The sequence below is a fragment of the Smaragdicoccus niigatensis DSM 44881 = NBRC 103563 genome (assembly GCF_000380645.1).
GTDB lineage: Bacteria > Actinomycetota > Actinomycetes > Mycobacteriales > Mycobacteriaceae > Smaragdicoccus > Smaragdicoccus niigatensis.
The window spans coordinates 205,317-221,281 of the sequence record NZ_AQXZ01000018.1; the positions used below are offsets into that span (position 1 = coordinate 205,317).

Genomic DNA, 15,965 nt, shown 5'->3' on the forward strand with positions numbered 1-15,965 from the left:
CTCGAGATGGTTTGAAAGTGTTCAGTTGTCGAAAACGTACGTCCCCGGAGCCGCCACCAACGCGGGCAACGCCGGTGTGCCGAGAGCCGGGGGAGCCGGTTTCCGATCACCGGCACGCTCGTCGAGCCAGGCAGACAGGTCGCCCCACCAGGAGCCGGCAGTCGACTCGGCCTTGGCGAGCCATTCCTGTGCGCTCGCCGGGGTCTCCTCGCCGACGTAGAAGCTCGACTTCGGGTTGCCGGGCGGGTTGACGAGTGCGGCGATGTGACCGCTCGTCGAGAGCACGAACCGGCTCTTTCCGCCGAAGAGCTGGGTGGTCTGGTAGCAGTTCTGCCACGGCGTGATGTGGTCCGAGATTCCGGCGACGACATACGTGTCGACGTCGATCTTGCCGAGGTCGATCGGGACCCCGAGGACCGTCAGTGCACCAGGCTTGACCAGCGTGTTGTCGATCGCGAGGTCGACGAAATCGGCGTGGAGTCCCGCGGTCATGCGCGTCGTGTCCGCGTTCCAGAACAGGATGTCGAAGGCCGGGGGCTTCTTCCCGAGCAGGTAGTTGTTGACCCAGTAGTTCCAGATGAGGTCGCCGGGCCGCAGCCACGCGAAGACCTCCGCGAGCGCCTTTCCGTCGAGATAGCCCTTGCGACGCGACATCGCCTTCGCAGCTCGCGCCAACCGACGGTTGTTGATGGCCGACACGGTGCCGGACTTCTCGTTGTCGATGACGGTCACCGCGAGGACCATCGCCGAGATGCGGTCGAGCTGACCGATCCCCGCGAGGTAGGCGGCCGTGATGCTGGCAAGGATGCCACCCGAGCAGATGCCGGCCAGTGCCGACGTCTCGCTGCCGGTGATCGAACGGACCGCGTCGAGTGCGTCCAGGATGGCCTTGACGTAGGTGTCGAAGTTCCAATCTGCATGCCGCGCATCGGGATTGCGCCACGAGATGCAGAAGAGCTGTCGGCCCTGCCGCACAGCGTGCTCGATGAGGCTTCGGCCCGGCGCGAGGTCGATCGCGTAGAACTTGTTGATCGTCGGCGGCACGACCAGGATCGGGACGCGGTACACGTCGTCGTGCTGCGGCTTGTACTGAATGAGTTCGAAGACCTCGTTGCGGAAGACGACCGCACCTTCGGTAGAGGCGATGTTCCCGCCGACTTCGAACTTTGACTTGTCGACCATCTCCGGGATACGAGGTGCCGCGGACATGTCCTTGACGAACTGGGCACCACCGCGCAATAGGTTGGCGCCGGCGGAATCGATCGCGGCCTTCGCCGAGGCTGGGTTGACGAGCGGGAGGTTGCTCGGCGACAGAGCTTCGACGGCGTTCTCGACGAGGAAACGAACTCGCTGTTCGTCGCGCCAGTTCAGCGTCGTGCTGGCCACGAGTTCGTCTGCGGTTCGTCCGGCGGCCAGGTAGCCCTGGACGATGCGGCGAAGCAACGGATTCGAGGACCACGCCGGGTCGCTGAAGCGCCGGTCGCGCTTGGAGGGGGCAACGTCGGAGTTGCCCGCGACGATCTTCGCGGCTTCGGACGCGAAAGCGCCGAGGCGGCGCGCCGTCGAAGCCGGCTGCTTGGCGAGCGCGCCGATCCACCGAACGGTCGAGGAGTCGGGCGCGAATCGCTGGACGGGTCCTAGGGCCGACTCGATGAGCAGCACATCGAGTGGTGCGGCGAGGCCGGCGATGTCGTCTTTGGAATTCATTGTGGAAATCTCCTTTCCGGACTTCGCTGGCCGGGTAGTGCTGGGCTTGACACGACCAATGCTCCGCGGACGCAACGGGTTTCCGTACGGCTGCGAACACGGACTTCGTTGTGCTCAGGCACAAACGAAGTGCTAGGTTGCAAGGTATGACCCAGGTCACACCTGATCCGGTTGTGCGCGAGCTCTGCATCGAACTGCTCGCCGACGTCGACTCTCTGGGCAAACGGATCGCTCAGCGAATTCGCGATTCCGACCCGTACTACGCGCAGGAAACCCGCGTCACGCACGCCGATCTCAACATCGCGGTTCGCGACAACATCGCCTACATCCTCAACAGCCTGGCGGCCCTTCCGGGCGTCGACCTCGACATCCCGCGAGCCACTGCCCGGACGCGAGCGCTGCAGGGCGTTCCGTACGAATCCGTGCTCCAGGCATTCCGCATCGGCGCGCGGTCGCTGTGGGAAGTGATGATCGAACACTCGAGCAGTGAGACGCGAGACGTGCTCCTGCAGGCCGCGGCCGATATCTGGCAGGTGTCGGACAACCTGGCGTTCGCCGTCACCGACACCTATCGCGACGCCATCGCCGCTCGCGCCCGGGTGGATTCGCAGGTTCGTTCCGCACTGCTCAACTCCCTTCTCGACGGCACCGCGGATACCGCTCGGCAGTGGGACGCGGCGCGGCTGCTCGGGATCCCCATGCAAGGCAACTTCATCGTGGTCTCCGCGGAATGCGTGCTGCCCGGACAGGAACCGCTGCCGCACATCGAGTCGGACTTCCTGCGTGCCGACGTCGCGTCAGCGTGGCGAGTCGACGCCGATCGGCAAGAGGGAATCATCGTCCTGACGCGGCACACCGGGATCGATGCGGTTCTCGACATCCTTCGGTCGGCCGCGATCAGTCGCATGGGGTGCAGTGCGGCATTTGGTCGCCTCGACGAAACCGCGCGAGCGGTGCACGACGCGCGCCTCGCGTGTTCGGCCGCAACGCCGGGCAGCCGTGACATCACGCGGTTCGATGGGAACCCGGTAGGTGTGTTGCTTGCCAGTGCGCCCGAATCCGCCGCGATGCTCGCCCGTCAGATCCTCGGGCGGGTCCTCGATCTGCCCGAGCAGGACCGCGAGGTCCTCATCGATACCGCTCGAACCTGGTTGTCGGTTTCAGGTTCGACGTCGACCGCGGCCAAGCAGTTGCACATGCACCGCAACACGGTCCGGTACCGGCTCCGCCGACTCGAGGAACTGACCGGTCGCGACCTGACGAACCCGCGCGATCTCGGGGAAATACACCTCGCGCTGGAAGCCGCCAGAATCCTGTCGCTGGTCTGATCGCGTTGCTCGACAAAATATTTCGTGACCAGTCCGGCCGGATCGTGCTGTGGCAGTGGCCCAACATGCCGGTGCTCTGTTGGGCCTTGTTCAAGGTCGCTGCCTTGGTTTCGGCCGGCCATCTGCAGTCCGCTTTCAGTAGCTTGAGCACCGCATTTCTGTTCGTCTGGGCCTACCTCGAACTCGCGCAGGGAGTGAACTACTTCCGCCGCACGCTCGGCGCGGTTGTTCTGGTGGCTATCGTCATCAGCTTCTTCCGATAGGCAAGTCTTTGCCGGAACGAGTAACTTTTCTGCCGTTCGCCGCCTGTTTCGTGGTCCGGATCACTCTTAAAGTTTGAATCAGTCGAAATCAACACCGCCGAACAAATCAGCGGCCCGGGGATTTCATTTCGCGAAGCAAATGGCTTTCGCCCTGAATTCGAAACTGGAGAAACAAATGCAGCTCTACGTCCTCATCGGTATCTACATGGCCGCCGCACTCCCCATCTCGCTCGGCCTGGTCTCCGCGATCTGGCACGGGTTCACCGATGGCATCAAGGCGATGACCTCGACCGCCGCCGAGGCCGTTGAGCACGTCGAGGTCGCACCGCGTCGCCTGGCACTCGTCGGCGAGACCCAGTAATTCCAGCCCGCAGCGAAACCACGATCACGGCGGTTACGCTGCCAATATGCGGACGTCGCGCGTCATCGTGGTGGTCGTCCTGCTGGCTGTGATCGGTCTTGTCGGTGGCTACTGGTACGAGCGTCCGGTCATGTTCACGGGCAGCGGTTATGCGGCGCACAGCGCATGCGCGACGGTTATCACGGCCCATCGCGACAATCCGCGCGACGACCTTCCGCCCGATCCACTCAGCGTTCTTCTCCACCTGTCGTATGGCGACCAATCAGTCACCGCGAGCGGGCTCGGAATAATCGCGAAGAAGACGGCTTGGTTTACACCCGGGTACGGCTGCACCATCGCTGATGAACGCCCGAATTTCGCACCTCCGACGCCAGTTAACGCACAATCCAATCCGTTCACGAACGCGCCGTCTCCTGGTGACGGGCCGTTGAAGGCAGCCCTCGACCACGCCTTCGGCCTGGATCTGTCGGCCACCGCGCAGAAGCAGCTGGGCACCCGTGCGGTCATCGTCATCCATGACGGCAAGCTGATCGCCGAGCGCTACGCCCCAGGGTTCACCAAGGACACCCCACAGATCAGCTGGTCGATGACCAAGAGCCTCACCAACCTGCTGGTCGGTCGGCTTGTCTACGAGGGCAAGCTCAATCTCGATCAAGACCACCTGCGCCCCGAATGGACCGATCAGCGCGCGGCCATCACCATCCGTCAACTCATGCAGATGACGAGCGGCCTGGAGTGGCAGGAGATCTACGAACTCAACACCCCCGTGACGCGGATGCTTTATCTGCAACCGGACATGGGTGCGTACGTGGCCTCCCAGAAACTCGCATATCCACCCGGCCAACATCTCGAATACTCGACCGGCAGCACGACGTTGCTGTGCTCGATCATCGCGCCGAAGAACGGCGGTCCCGACTTCCCGCGTCGGACATTGTTCGCGCCGCTCGGTCTGACCAGCGCAGTGCTCGAACCCGATGCGGTCGGCACGCCCGTGTGCGGTTCCTACCTGTGGGCGACCCCGCGCGACTGGGCCGCGATCGGGCAGTTCGCGCTCGACGACGGCGTCTGGAACGGTCAACGTCTGCTGCCAAAGGGCTGGATGGCCGACTCCGTCAAAGCCGTCCCGGCCGCTGAGACCGAGGAAATCGGGTACGGGTCCGGGTGGTGGACGAACAAGGACGTCGCCGGCAAAGTCCTCAAGACCGGCTTACCGGCGGATACCTATTACGCCGAGGGGCACGACGGACAGCGGATGGTCATTGTTCCGTCGGAGCGTCTGGTCGTCGTGCAGATGAGTTTCACGCAGCATTCACCCGAGTACAGCCGCTCGCTCAAAGTCGCCGCCGATGCCATTGCGGTGCTTCATCACTAGCGTGATCCTGCGCACAGCCGGACCCAAGATCGTTGTCAGTTTCGCCCGCTGACCGGGCGAAACTGACCACCATCCGTACGAACTTGATGTTTCGTCAACCCGCACAATCACTTTCGTGAATCGACAACCATTGCGGCCCGACGATCGGCGTCCCTAACGTGGAAAACAGCGAAGGGGAGTAGTTCCCTCGGTCCCTCGGGATCGAGGAGGTACGTCGACATACTGGCCACCCATGTGGCCCGGCGTGCCGCCCGACTTAGTCGGGTGAACGAGACCTTCGGCACTTCACATCCGTGCCGAGATCTCTCCCTGCGCAGTCACTTGCGGGCACGGCCAAACGAAAGGCCGATCATGTCCTTCTGGCCACTGTTGCTCATCGCCGGTGGTGTCGCCGCCGACGCCTTCGCCGTCTCCCTGGGCAAGGGCCTCGCCTGCACGACGTTCAAGTGGCGCGCGGGCTGGAAGCTCGCTGGTGCATTCGGCGCTGCGCAGGCACTGATGCTCTTGCTCGGTTGGGTGCTCGCAGCGAAGTTCTCGCCACTCATCACGGGCATCGATCACTGGATCGCGTTCACGCTCTTGGGCGTCATCGGCCTCAATATGTTGTGGGGCGCCCTGAAGGCGGGCGGCCGTCAGACGAAGGACGAGACGACCGGACGTGAGGTTCTCGTCCTCGCCATTGCCACCAGCATCGACGCGCTCGCAGTCGGCATCGCGTTGGCGTTTCTAGCCGTCGACATCGTGGGAGCCGCAGCACTCGTCGGCGTCACGACGCTGGCGTTCTCCCTCGTGGGATTCCGAGTGGGCCACCGCGCCAACGAGAAGTTGGGCACGTCGGCCGAGATCGCCGGCGGCGTTCTTCTCGTCGGGATCGGCACCAACATCCTGTTTAGCCATCTCGGTTTCTGGTGACGGTCCGACCCACACCGTGTTGAAGCCGCGATTCGATCTTTCGGACAAGGTGGACATGTCAAGATTCGGAATGCGGGTCAATCTGCCGGCGTCCTGGGGGTCTCGATGTTCAAGGCACGATCGACGTGTCTCCTGGCGGTCATCGCCATCGGTGCTATGCCGTTGCTGGTAAGTCCGGCAACGGCCGCACCGATCGCTCCGGCGCACCGGGACCTGGTCCTCGGCACGAACCCGACCGGCCTGCCGGACACGTTGGAGTTCCCGGGTCAGACCTCGACGCAGAACCTGTCGATCCCGGTTCCGGAGGGAGTCGTCCCAACGTCGATCACCGCGACCGTCGACATGCCGGCCTTGGTCGACCGCGCCAGCATCGACGTCCTCGACTACGACCGACTGATTGCTCGCGTCGACCTTCCGCTGGGTGCAGGCGGACCGGTGACGCTGCCGCTGGCCGGGGTCAACATCGAGAACCACATGGCGAATGTGACGCTCAAGTCGACCGTGATTCCGTTCAACGGATACTGCGTCGTCGACTGGCGGGACGTTCCCCTGCGACTCCACGATCCGCTCATCAACTATTCCGGCAACGAGGCGCAGCCCACGGTCATCGCCGACTTCCTCCCGCCGACGCTGCAGAAGCTGACTCTGTACGTACCGAAATCGCCGACTCAGCTCGAGACCCAAGCGGCGATGCAGGTCGCGACGGCCATCGTGGCCGAGTACCGCCAGGTGACTGTCGATGTGCACTGGCTCGAGGACCAGAGGAATATCGTCGATCATCCGCCCGCCGTTCTCGAACGCCAGATCGCCATCCGCGAGGGCAAGACCACGGAGACCTCGCTGACCTTCGATGGTCCGGGTCCGTTGCTGACGCTCAGCGGCCAGGGCGCCCAGCTGGGCGAGCAGGTCCGCCTGCTCACGAGTGACCTCCGCAATGTCGTGGTGGCCCCGCTCGCCGCCGCCAGTGGAATTCCTGCCACCGAGACCGAGCCGTCCGATTCGATGACTCTCACCGCGCTCGGGCAGCGGCAGCTGAGCAGCATGGGCAGCGGGCGCGTCAGCATTCAGGTCCCGATCGACCAGAGCCGCATCGGGCGGTCGTCCCAGAACGTGACCGTGCGCCTCAAGGGAAACCACACACCGCTGCCGGCATCATGGGGTGGACGAGTGTCGGTGACCGCCAACGGCACCGAGATCGACTCGTGGCGCGCGACCGACGACGGGAAGTTCGACCGGATCGAGAAGATCCCGAATCAACTGCTCACGCGGTCCACCACACTGCGCGTCTCGCTCGAAGAGGTCAACGACGGAAACGGTTGCGACTTCGATCCGCCGGTGTCGCTCGTGATCGACGGCGGCAGTGAAGTCACAAGCGAATCGTCGGATCCGCCGCTTCCGGCCGGATTCGGCTCGCTGCCCCAGGCATTGCTTCCCGACCTGACGTTCGGACTCGCGGACGGCGACTTCAAGGACGCGTGGCGGGCTGTCTCGGTGGCGGCCGGACTGCAGAGACTGACTTCCGTGCAGCTGATTCCGAAGGTCGAGTCGATGGCGGAGGCGATCGCGGCGCACAAGTCGGCGGTCCTCATTGCCGCGAACGGCGTTCCCGACGTTTCACTTCCGCTTCGGCAGATCGAAAAGGGACAACTCGACCTTGCGACACCGGGCGGCGACTCGGCCACGGTGAAGGTGACACCGGGAATGACGTTTGCCTCGCTGCAGACGATGTTCGATGGCACCTCGACGATCCTGGCGCTGTCCTCGCTGAAGGCTCCGGACGACCTCGACGCGCTCGTGACCTGGCTCAATGAGAGGCCGAGCCGGTGGCAGCGGCTCACGGGCGATGTCCTGTTCAAGGTCACCAACCGCGAACCGGAGATGCTGAGTGTGGCGGTTGCGAGCTCGCCAACCGCAGCCGGAAGTTCGTCCCGCTGGCTGGAGATCGCGATCGGCGCGGGAGTGCTTGTGCTCGGCGGTGCCGTTGCGGCCGGGATTCTCTTCATGCGGCGGCGGGGAAAGACGGGCGCGGAAGGTTAGACCGGCGCGTTGGCAGTCCGCAGCCGCACTTCTTTTGGTCAGACGCTCGCCTACCGGCGCGCTGGCCTGCGTGCATTTGTGAGTTTGGGGTGTGGATGCGGCGGCTCGGCAAGATGGGCCCAGAGACGACGAAAGCGAGGAGTTATCTCCTCGCCCATTTAAAGATATATCGCACCCCCGGGCTTGCGGCAAGACCCCCACTGTGCCGCACAATCGTGAACCTACGGCTTCCGCCTGCGCAAACGCAGTCACCGGACAGTCTGGATTGGGGGGGCGCATGTCAGATCGAGAGTATGAAGACGAATTGCGGTCCGAGCGAGAGTACGTGGCGGACCTCTATGCCCGACTCGACGCCGAACGCGCTCGGGTCGGGGCGAGATTCGCCGACGCGTTGCGCGAACACGGTGGCACGCTCATCGAGCGGGACGTGGAAGTCAGCACACTCGGGAGGGAAGTTCGGCGCCTCGACATCGCCGACAACGGTCTGTGCTTCGGCCGACTCGACGCTCTGACCGGCGAGGTCTCGTACGTCGGACGCATCGGCATCTACGACGAGGCGAATGAGTTCGAGTCGCTGCTGCTCGACTGGCGCGCACCGGCCGCCCGTCCGTTCTACGTCGCGACGGCAGTGTCGCCGGAGAACATGCAACGCCGCCGGCAGTTCCACAGCGAAGGTCGAGACCTCGTCGACTTCACCGACGAGGTGTTCGGGCATCCCGGCGGCGGCGAACGGGGAGACGCTGCACTGCTCGCGGCGGTCAATGCCCCGCGCGGCGAGGGTATGCGCGACATCGTCGCGACGATCCAGGCCGAGCAGGACGAGATCATCCGGCTCAGCCACAACGGCGTCGTCGTCATCGAGGGCGGCCCCGGAACCGGCAAGACGGTCGTCGCGCTGCACCGCGTCGCGTACCTGCTCTACACCTATCGCGAGCGCATGGAGAAGCACGGCGTGCTCGTCGTCGGGCCCAACAAGGCGTTCATTCGCCACGTCGGCCGCGTGCTGCCGTCGCTCGGTGAAACGAGCGTCGTGTTCATGACGCCAGGGGACTTCCTCCCCGGAATGCACGTCACCACCGAGGACGCCCCGGCGGTCGCTCGCCTCAAGGGTTCGCTGAACATGGTGACCGTCCTCAAACGCGCGGTCGCGAATCTGCAGCGCCTACCGGAGGACCCGGTTGCGATCCAACTCGGCGGCGTCAGTCTCCGGGTCGACGACGACACCGCGGAGTGGGCGCGCGACGAAGCCCGGGGCACAGGTCTGCCGCACAACGAATCGCGCGCAAAGTTCCGGGAGATCGTCACGTACGTGCTCACCGAGCGTGCGATCGGCCGCCTGGGACAGGGCTGGTTGTCTCGCGAAAACCGCAAAGAGTGGGAGGACATGCGGAGGTCGTTGATCGAAGAGCTCGCCGTATCGGACGTGTTCACCACGATGCTCGATCAGCTGTGGCCGGTGCTGCAGCCGGAAACCTTTCTCGCCGAGCTCTATACGAATCGCAGCCGGCTTCGCGCGGCGGGCGCCGACGACTCGTTGTGGCGCGAAGACGGCAGCGCGTGGACGGTCTCGGACGTCTCACTCATCGACGAGCTCATCGAGATCATCGGGCGCGACCCCGCGGACGATGCGGCCGCGGCCCGGGAACGTGCCACGGCGATCGAGCATGCCAAGGACGTCATGGACATGATGGTGACGCGCCAGGACAACATGGACGGCGAAGGCATGCAGCTGTTCGCGAACGAGATCATGGACGCCGAGCGACTGGCCGAGCGGTTCGTCGAACGCGATACCCGAGACGTCGCCGAACGTGCCGCGTCGGACCGGGAGTGGACGTATCGGCACGTCGTCGTCGACGAGGCGCAGGAACTGTCCGAGATGGACTGGCGCGTCCTCATGCGTCGCTGCCCGACGAAGTCCTTCACCATCGTGGGCGACCTCGCACAGCGTCGTTCGGCGGCCGGTGCGACGTCGTGGGGCACGATGCTCGAACCGCACGTTTCCGGTCGCTGGGCGTACCGGACGCTGACCATGAACTACCGCACGCCAGCGGAGATCATGGCTGTCGCGGGCGAGCTTCTCGCGTCGTTCGCCCCGGGAGTCGAGGCTCCGGAGTCAGTCCGTTCGAGTGGCGTCCAGCCGTGGTCTCGACAGGTAGCAGAAAGCGAGATCCCTACTGCGATCGATGAATTCGTCGCCGACGAAGCTGATCGTGATGGCACGAGCATCGTCATCGGGCCGGTCGGTTTTCCCGGTACCGTTCCCGCGTCGGAGACGAAGGGTCTGGAGTTCGACTCGGTGCTCGTCGTCGAACCGGAACAGATCATCACCGAAGGTGAGCGCGGTGCGGCCGAGCTGTACGTGGCGCTGACCCGAGCCACGCAGCGACTCGGTGTTCTGCACGTCGGCCCGCTGCCGGAGTCCCTCAGTGGACTGGCGAATCAGCGGCCGGCGTAAGCCACCATTTCCGACATGACGGCGACGGCGTCATCGAGGGGAGCCAAGGTCTTGTGCACCCGACACAGGATCACGGCCCCCTCGATGGTCGCCAACGCGACCGTCGCGAGCTGAGCGGCTCGTTCTTCGGGAATACCGTCGGCCACCATCGCCGCGGCGATCGATGAATGCCACCTCGTGAAAATCTGCGTGGCCATCGGTTGGAGCGCCTCGTCCTCGGGCGAACCGCCGACCGCGACGGAGACGGCCGGACAACCCGCGTTGAAGTCGGATTGTGCGAGGAACCCCGCCCACATGTTCCGGAACTGCTCGAGAGCCCGTCGCGAACCAGACGACGTGGCGGACTCGATGATCCCGCCGATCGTGTCGCCTGCAAGTTGCAGTGCCTCGGTCAGGATCTGATTCCGACCGCCGGGAAAGTGGTGATAGACCGATCCGCGCGGTGCCTCGCTGCGGGTCAAGACCGCGTCGATCGTGACGCCGGCCGCCCCGCGCTCACGGAGCAGTTGCACAGCGCTGTCGATCATGCGCTGCCGGGTGGGCGGCTTAGTGATCGAGCCAGTCATGTTCATCACCGGGATCGGGCATGATCCGTCCGCCTTCGAGAATCCAATTCGCGGCGAATCCGACCAGCGACACGTCAACGCGGTCGGGTTGCGAACCTGATGCCGCGGCGACGGACTGATGCATTTGGCGTTCGAGTTCCTCGATGACCGAAGCGGTTCGATTGCCGCCGGTACGGATCCCGCCGATGACGGAGATCTGCAGACCCGAACGCAGGGGATAACCGTCGGCGAAGACCACGGAGACGAACTCCGGGGGCGCGCCCGTCACCGTGCAATGCGTGTCGGTAATCGAACTCACTACACGTTCGCGCGTCGCCTGCGTGAGGGGCTTCCGGCAGGCCACGTTGTACAGAGGCATGTCCGGCCCTTCAGAAGTTGGCGGTCGTGGACAACGTGCGCCGCGTCGCGAATCCGGTGGCCACCCGGACACCGGTCCGCAGCAGGAACTCCGGGAGTCGGCCGAGTGGAATCCGTTCGCGATTGGACTTCAGGTACTGCGCCTGGACGGACGCGTCGGGCATCGCGATCATGATGTCGTCCGGATCGCAGTTCGCGATGCGCGCCCAGTCTGCGGCCATCGTCGTCAGCGCCTTTTCCCGGATCGCCTGGTCAAGGCCGTCCGCCACGGGAATCAACAGCCACGACATCGACGACGGTTTGCCGTTGGTGAAGGCCTGGTCCGGCGGCACCTCGAGCCACACGACCGTCAGGCTCTCGGCGAAGAGTTCCCGATAGCGAGACTTCAACGCGGCCTCGAGGTCGCGGGTCGTTCGGGGCGCGAGGCGCCCGGAGAGGACGGTGCATATGGCAACGTTCACTAGCAGCTCCCGATCACCGGTTCTGTGCGATTATGCTAACCAGCATAATCGCTGAACGCGCACTCGAAGGGCAGCCATGAGATACCGCGATTGCCCCACTACCGAAGTTTCGGAACGCATCACGGGCAACTGCGCCGACATCTGGGCCGCCGTCACCGACATCGGTTTCCCGATCCAGTTCTCCACCGAACTGTGGAAAGTCGAGTGGCTCGACGGCGCCGATCACGTCGAGGTCGGCGCCCGGTTCCGTGGGTTCAACCGGCACCCGGCACTCGGCGAATGGCAAACGAATTGTCGAGTGGTCGAACTCGAGCCCGAACGTCGCTGGGTGTGGCAGGTCGACGGGGAGGACGCGCCCATGGCGACCTGGGGCTTCGAAATCGACCCCACGAGCGAAGGCGCGATCGTGCGGCAATGGGCCCGGATGGGGCCCGCTCCCAGCGGACTGACGTTCGCGATCCGCGCGATGCCGGAGAAGGAAGCGCGCATAGTCGCGGGTCGACTCGATCAGTGGAGACAAGGAATGGCCGCCAATCTGGCCGGGCTCAAAGCGTTGATCGAAGGATGACTGGCTTGCGCGTCGGGGTCATGATCGAGCCGCGACTGCCGGGCGCGGTGGAGTTCGCCCAGGAAGCCGAGCGGCTCGGCGTCACCTCGCTATGGGTGCCTGAGGTGTGGGGCTACGACGCGCTCACCGGCCTGGCATACCTTGCGGCGCATACGACATCGATCGAACTCGGCACTTTCGTCGTGCAACTCGGCTCACGCTCACCCGCGATGCTGGCCACGTCGGCGCTGAGCATTCAGCAGTTATCGGGTGGCCGCTTCAACCTCGGGATCGGCGTTTCCGGGCCGCGGGTCATGGAGGGCTGGCACGGCGTCCGGTTCCGCAAACCGGTTCAGACGACGCGGGAAACGATCGAGATCATCCGGATCATCGAACGCGGGGAGCGGCTCGTTCACGATGGCGAGATCTACCCGCTGCCGCTGCCGGACTGTGCCGGTGCCGCCCTCCGCCCGCTGGTGGCGCCGCAGCACGTGCCGGTCTACGTTGCCGCGATGGGCCCCGCGAACCTGCGGCTCACCGGCGAACTAGCGGACGGCTGGCTCGGCAACGCCTTCATGCCCGAACTCGCCGACGTCTTCCTCGGGCCGCTGTACGAAGGCGCCGAGAGTGCCGGACGGAGTCTCGATGACGTGACTCTGGTGGCTCCGGTTGCGGTCGATTTCACTGACGATCCCGACATCGCACGCCACCACGCAGAGGGCTACGCCTTCACCATCGGCTCGATGGGCACGGGCGGTCGCAACTTCTACAACGACGCCTTCACCCGGCTGGGTTTCGGTGCCGAGGTTCAACGAGTCGCCGAGCTCTGGCAGGCGGGCGACCGGGATGCGGCCAAACGCGCGGTGCCGATCGAACTCGGACGGCAGACGAACCTCGTCGGAACGCCCGCCGAAATCAGTGCACGCATTGCCCTCTACGAACAGTCCGGCATCGACGTGCTCCTGGCGAAACTCGACGGACCGTACGACAAGCAGATCGGCACACTCGAGCAGCTGATGGCCGCGGTGGGCGCCCGCTAATCCGCACCCCTTTCACGCAGGCTCGGCCCGAATAGTGCGCTGGTAGGGCTGGAGTTCTGGGTTTGGGGTGCAGATGTTTGGCCGCGGTACGGACCAATCAATCGGCCTCGGCCAGGATGTAGCCGACGTAGACGTTCGGCACGCCGGAGTCGATCCACGCCGCGACCTTGAAGTCGTCCGCGCTGTCGCCCACCACGCCGGAACCGTAGGTGTTGGCCCCCAGGTAGTTGTTGGCCGAGTTGAAGTGGGCGACGACGCCGGTTTCGCCGACGTCGTACGAGATCGAGATGGGCATGGTCGGCGACGAGGTGTTCGCGACGGCGGTCACGATCTCGGTCTGCCCGGGGTCGAGTGCCTCGCGCGGGGCTCCGACCCAATGGCCGTTGGCGTTGTCCGACCGCACGAGCCACATGGTCTGGTCGGTGTAATTGGAGATCTTGAGCGTGGTTGTGGGCACGGCGAAGATCCGGCGACGGGTTGTGGTGATGATCATGGGATCGGTCCTTTCGGGAGTTGTTTCACTGCCCTTACGGTCCCGCTTCCAACGCCCCGGAGCCGTCCGCCGAAACGTCGATTCACCAGCGGAAACGCGGTTCCTCCGATCGGTGGATCAGAAACGAAATAGGCTGTGACAAGACCAATTCCGATCTCAGGAGTCGGCATGTCGCCGCCGCAGACCCCCGCCCACGCGAAGTCGATCATTGCGGCGATTTCCCTCGCGCTGTTCTGCATCCAGATCGACTACTTCGCGATGAATCTCGCGCTGCCGCGTATGGCAGACGACCTGTCCTCATCGAGCACGGATCTGCAATGGGTCATCAGCGCGTACATGCTGGCGCTTGGCGCGTTCATGGTGCCCGGCGGACGCGTTGGGGACATCTACGGCCGTCGACGAGTTCTGCTGATCGGCATCGGACTGTTCGGTCTGGCGTCCGTGCTGTGCGCCCTCGCGCCGAACGTGGCGTTTCTCGTCGCGTTCCGCGTCGTGCAGGGGCTCGGCGCTGCGCTCGTCTTTCCCGTCTCGGTCAGCGTGCTCACCAACGCGTTTCCGTCCGGAGAGGCGGGTAAGGCAATCGGATTGTGTTACGGGATAGCGGGATTGGGAAACGCAGCGGGACCGCTCGTCGGCGGATTCCTCACCGCGGAACTGAGCTGGCGGTGGATCTTCTGGCTCAATGTGCCGCTCACCCTGGTGGCCCTTGCCATCGTGGCGCTGCGCGTTGCCGAGTCCACGCAGGCGTCGGGTTCGAAACGCATTGACATCGCCGGATTGGCCCTGATCACCACGGGCGTCGGACTGTTCACGCTCGTGTTCGACCGCGCGACGTCATGGGGTTGGTTGTCGGTACCGACCATCGGCTTCTTCGTGGTCGCGATGGTCTTGTTCGCGGCGTTCGTCGCTGTCGAGAATCGCGTCGCCGAGCCCCTCGTCGAACTGAGCCTGCTTCGTCAATCGCGCTTCACGATTCTCGTCGTGGCCGGCGCGGTCGCGAACATCTCGTACGCCGTCACGGTGTTCGGCTCGACGCTCGCACTTCAGCAGGGCCGCGGAATGGGCCCGCTCGAAGCCGGCCTCGTCTTCCTGGGGCCATCGATCGGCGCCGCCCTCGGTGGGCCCGTGTCGGGGCGCCTGGGCGCACGGATCCCGCACATGATCGTGATGGGTGGCGGTTGCATCGTGGCGGCCGTCGCGGTCTTCCTGCTCGGCTCCGTCCACGCTCTCCCGGCGTACGTCGCTGCCCTGACGGCAAGCGGGTTCACCTTAGGGCTGATCTACGCTTTCACGACGGTCGCCACCCAGTCCGTCGTCAGCCCCGCGAGAGCAGGGGAGGCCGCCGGCGTCACGCTCACGGTGATCGTCACGCTAGCCGGGGTAGGCGTGGCGGTCGCGAGCACGGTGATCGAAATGCTCGAATCGCAGGGGTCATCACTGGAGACCGCGGTGGGCCGCATCCTCCAGGTAGTCGCGCTGGGGTTGTTGCTTGCCGGTGCCGCCGTGGTCGCGGCGAGCCGATCCCGGCGTTAGCCGTTGCCCGTCGCGTCGAGCGCGAACCACAGCACGTTCGCCGGGTCATTGTCGCCGCGCTTCCACATCGCCGGCCCGAGGAACATGCCCGGTGCGACTTCGCGCAGTTCGTCGTGGATCTTTCGGATGAACCACGGATTCCCGGGCTGCTCGTAGTCGAGGACGATGCAGTCGGCGCCATCGATGACCGACGGCTGAACGCGGGTCGCGAACGGGAACCAGTCCATCGTCACGCCCAGGCCGATGCGGTTGATACCGACGCCGCTCGACTCGTCGCCAGCGGTGAGAGTCTTTCCGTCCCAGGGAAACACCGGAAGCTTCGCGGCGAGCGAGAGCAACCCGGACAGCGGCGTCTTGTCGACACCGCGCACGGCCAGCATGCGCCCCTTCGGCTTGTTGTCGAGAACTCCGATATCGGCGGGCACGCTGCCCGACCGATAGAGAGCATCGAGCTCTTCGAAACTCTTCGCGGACAGATCATCAAGAGTCAGAGTGCTCACGTTATTGGACCTCCCGGTAACGGCTACGTGGCT

The 15,965-nt window shown here is 64.8% G+C and carries 16 protein-coding genes; 10 read left to right on the forward strand and 6 right to left on the reverse strand.

From position 1 onward, the window contains the following. Nucleotides 1-21 precede the first annotated feature (21 nt). On the reverse strand, nt 22-1,707 hold the full coding sequence (locus F600_RS0117100; RefSeq protein ID WP_018161856.1) for a PHA/PHB synthase family protein: 1,686 nt from the start codon (nt 1,705-1,707) through the stop codon (nt 22-24). Nucleotides 1,708-1,853: 146 nt separating this feature from the next. On the opposite strand from F600_RS0117100, the gene F600_RS0117105 reads away from it, so the two are divergent. The 7 genes from F600_RS0117105 (at nt 1,854) to helR (ending at nt 10,435) form a co-directional block, all read left to right on the forward strand. Then, a complete protein-coding gene (locus F600_RS0117105; RefSeq protein ID WP_018161857.1) occupies nt 1,854-3,035 on the forward strand; it encodes a PucR family transcriptional regulator in 1,182 nt (393 codons plus the stop codon). Nucleotides 3,036-3,040: 5 nt separating this feature from the next. Next, nucleotides 3,041-3,298, forward strand: coding sequence for a hypothetical protein (locus F600_RS0117110; RefSeq protein ID WP_018161858.1), 258 nt, complete (start codon nt 3,041-3,043; stop codon nt 3,296-3,298). 175 nt (nt 3,299-3,473) lie between these two features. Continuing rightward, the gene (locus F600_RS0117115) at nt 3,474-3,659 is read left to right on the forward strand and encodes a hypothetical protein (protein ID WP_018161859.1); all 186 of its coding nucleotides are present in this window, start codon (nt 3,474-3,476) and stop codon (nt 3,657-3,659) included. A 46-nt stretch (nt 3,660-3,705) separates the two neighbouring features. Beyond that, on the forward strand, nt 3,706-5,031 hold the full coding sequence (locus F600_RS28750; RefSeq protein ID WP_018161860.1) for a serine hydrolase domain-containing protein: 1,326 nt from the start codon (nt 3,706-3,708) through the stop codon (nt 5,029-5,031). Nucleotides 5,032-5,382: 351 nt separating this feature from the next. Beyond that, nucleotides 5,383-5,943 carry a manganese efflux pump MntP gene (locus F600_RS0117125; protein ID WP_018161861.1) on the forward strand — a complete coding sequence of 187 codons (561 nt, stop codon included), beginning with the start codon at nt 5,383-5,385 and terminating at the stop codon, nt 5,941-5,943. A gap of 105 nt (nt 5,944-6,048) precedes the next feature. Beyond that, complete coding sequence (locus F600_RS0117130) at nt 6,049-7,980, forward strand: hypothetical protein (RefSeq protein ID WP_018161862.1); 1,932 nt, start codon at nt 6,049-6,051, stop codon at nt 7,978-7,980. 277 nt (nt 7,981-8,257) lie between these two features. Further along, nucleotides 8,258-10,435: an RNA polymerase recycling motor ATPase HelR gene (helR, locus tag F600_RS0117135; RefSeq protein WP_018161863.1), complete on the forward strand. Its 2,178-nt coding sequence runs from the start codon at nt 8,258-8,260 to the stop codon at nt 10,433-10,435. On the opposite strand, the gene F600_RS0117140 is transcribed toward helR, so the two are convergent. Genes F600_RS0117140 through F600_RS0117150 form a run of 3 tightly spaced genes read right to left on the reverse strand, consistent with a single transcriptional unit; the run spans nt 10,420 to nt 11,819 of the window. Further along, the gene (locus F600_RS0117140; protein ID WP_040631788.1) at nt 10,420-11,001 is read right to left on the reverse strand and encodes a TetR/AcrR family transcriptional regulator; all 582 of its coding nucleotides are present in this window, start codon (nt 10,999-11,001) and stop codon (nt 10,420-10,422) included. The genes helR and F600_RS0117140 overlap by 16 nt on opposite strands. Then, nucleotides 10,982-11,359 carry a tautomerase family protein gene (locus F600_RS0117145; protein WP_081628902.1) on the reverse strand — a complete coding sequence of 126 codons (378 nt, stop codon included), beginning with the start codon at nt 11,357-11,359 and terminating at the stop codon, nt 10,982-10,984. Before F600_RS0117145 ends, F600_RS0117140 begins: the two co-directional genes overlap by 20 nt. 10 nt (nt 11,360-11,369) lie before the next feature. Continuing rightward, nucleotides 11,370-11,819 (reverse strand): hypothetical protein, encoded by a 450-nt coding sequence (locus tag F600_RS0117150; protein ID WP_018161866.1) that lies wholly within the window; start codon nt 11,817-11,819, stop codon nt 11,370-11,372. 76 nt (nt 11,820-11,895) lie between these two features. Here F600_RS0117150 and F600_RS0117155 point away from each other — a divergent pair, with 76 nt between their 5' ends. Next, on the forward strand, nt 11,896-12,387 hold the full coding sequence (locus F600_RS0117155; protein WP_018161867.1) for an SRPBCC family protein: 492 nt from the start codon (nt 11,896-11,898) through the stop codon (nt 12,385-12,387). After that, a complete protein-coding gene (locus tag F600_RS0117160) occupies nt 12,384-13,406 on the forward strand; it encodes an LLM class flavin-dependent oxidoreductase (RefSeq protein WP_018161868.1) in 1,023 nt (340 codons plus the stop codon). Before F600_RS0117155 ends, F600_RS0117160 begins: the two co-directional genes overlap by 4 nt. Nucleotides 13,407-13,503: 97 nt before the next feature. Here F600_RS0117160 and F600_RS30610 read toward each other — a convergent pair whose 3' ends face one another. After that, nucleotides 13,504-13,899 (reverse strand): hypothetical protein, encoded by a 396-nt coding sequence (locus F600_RS30610; RefSeq protein ID WP_018161869.1) that lies wholly within the window; start codon nt 13,897-13,899, stop codon nt 13,504-13,506. Between the two features lie 168 nt (nt 13,900-14,067). On the opposite strand from F600_RS30610, the gene F600_RS0117170 reads away from it, so the two are divergent. Continuing rightward, nucleotides 14,068-15,432 carry an MFS transporter gene (locus tag F600_RS0117170; RefSeq protein ID WP_018161870.1) on the forward strand — a complete coding sequence of 455 codons (1,365 nt, stop codon included), beginning with the start codon at nt 14,068-14,070 and terminating at the stop codon, nt 15,430-15,432. On the opposite strand, the gene F600_RS30615 is transcribed toward F600_RS0117170, so the two are convergent. Further along, on the reverse strand, nt 15,429-15,932 hold the full coding sequence (locus tag F600_RS30615) for a hypothetical protein (protein ID WP_018161871.1): 504 nt from the start codon (nt 15,930-15,932) through the stop codon (nt 15,429-15,431). The genes F600_RS0117170 and F600_RS30615 overlap by 4 nt on opposite strands. Between the last annotated feature and the right edge of the window lie 33 nt (nt 15,933-15,965).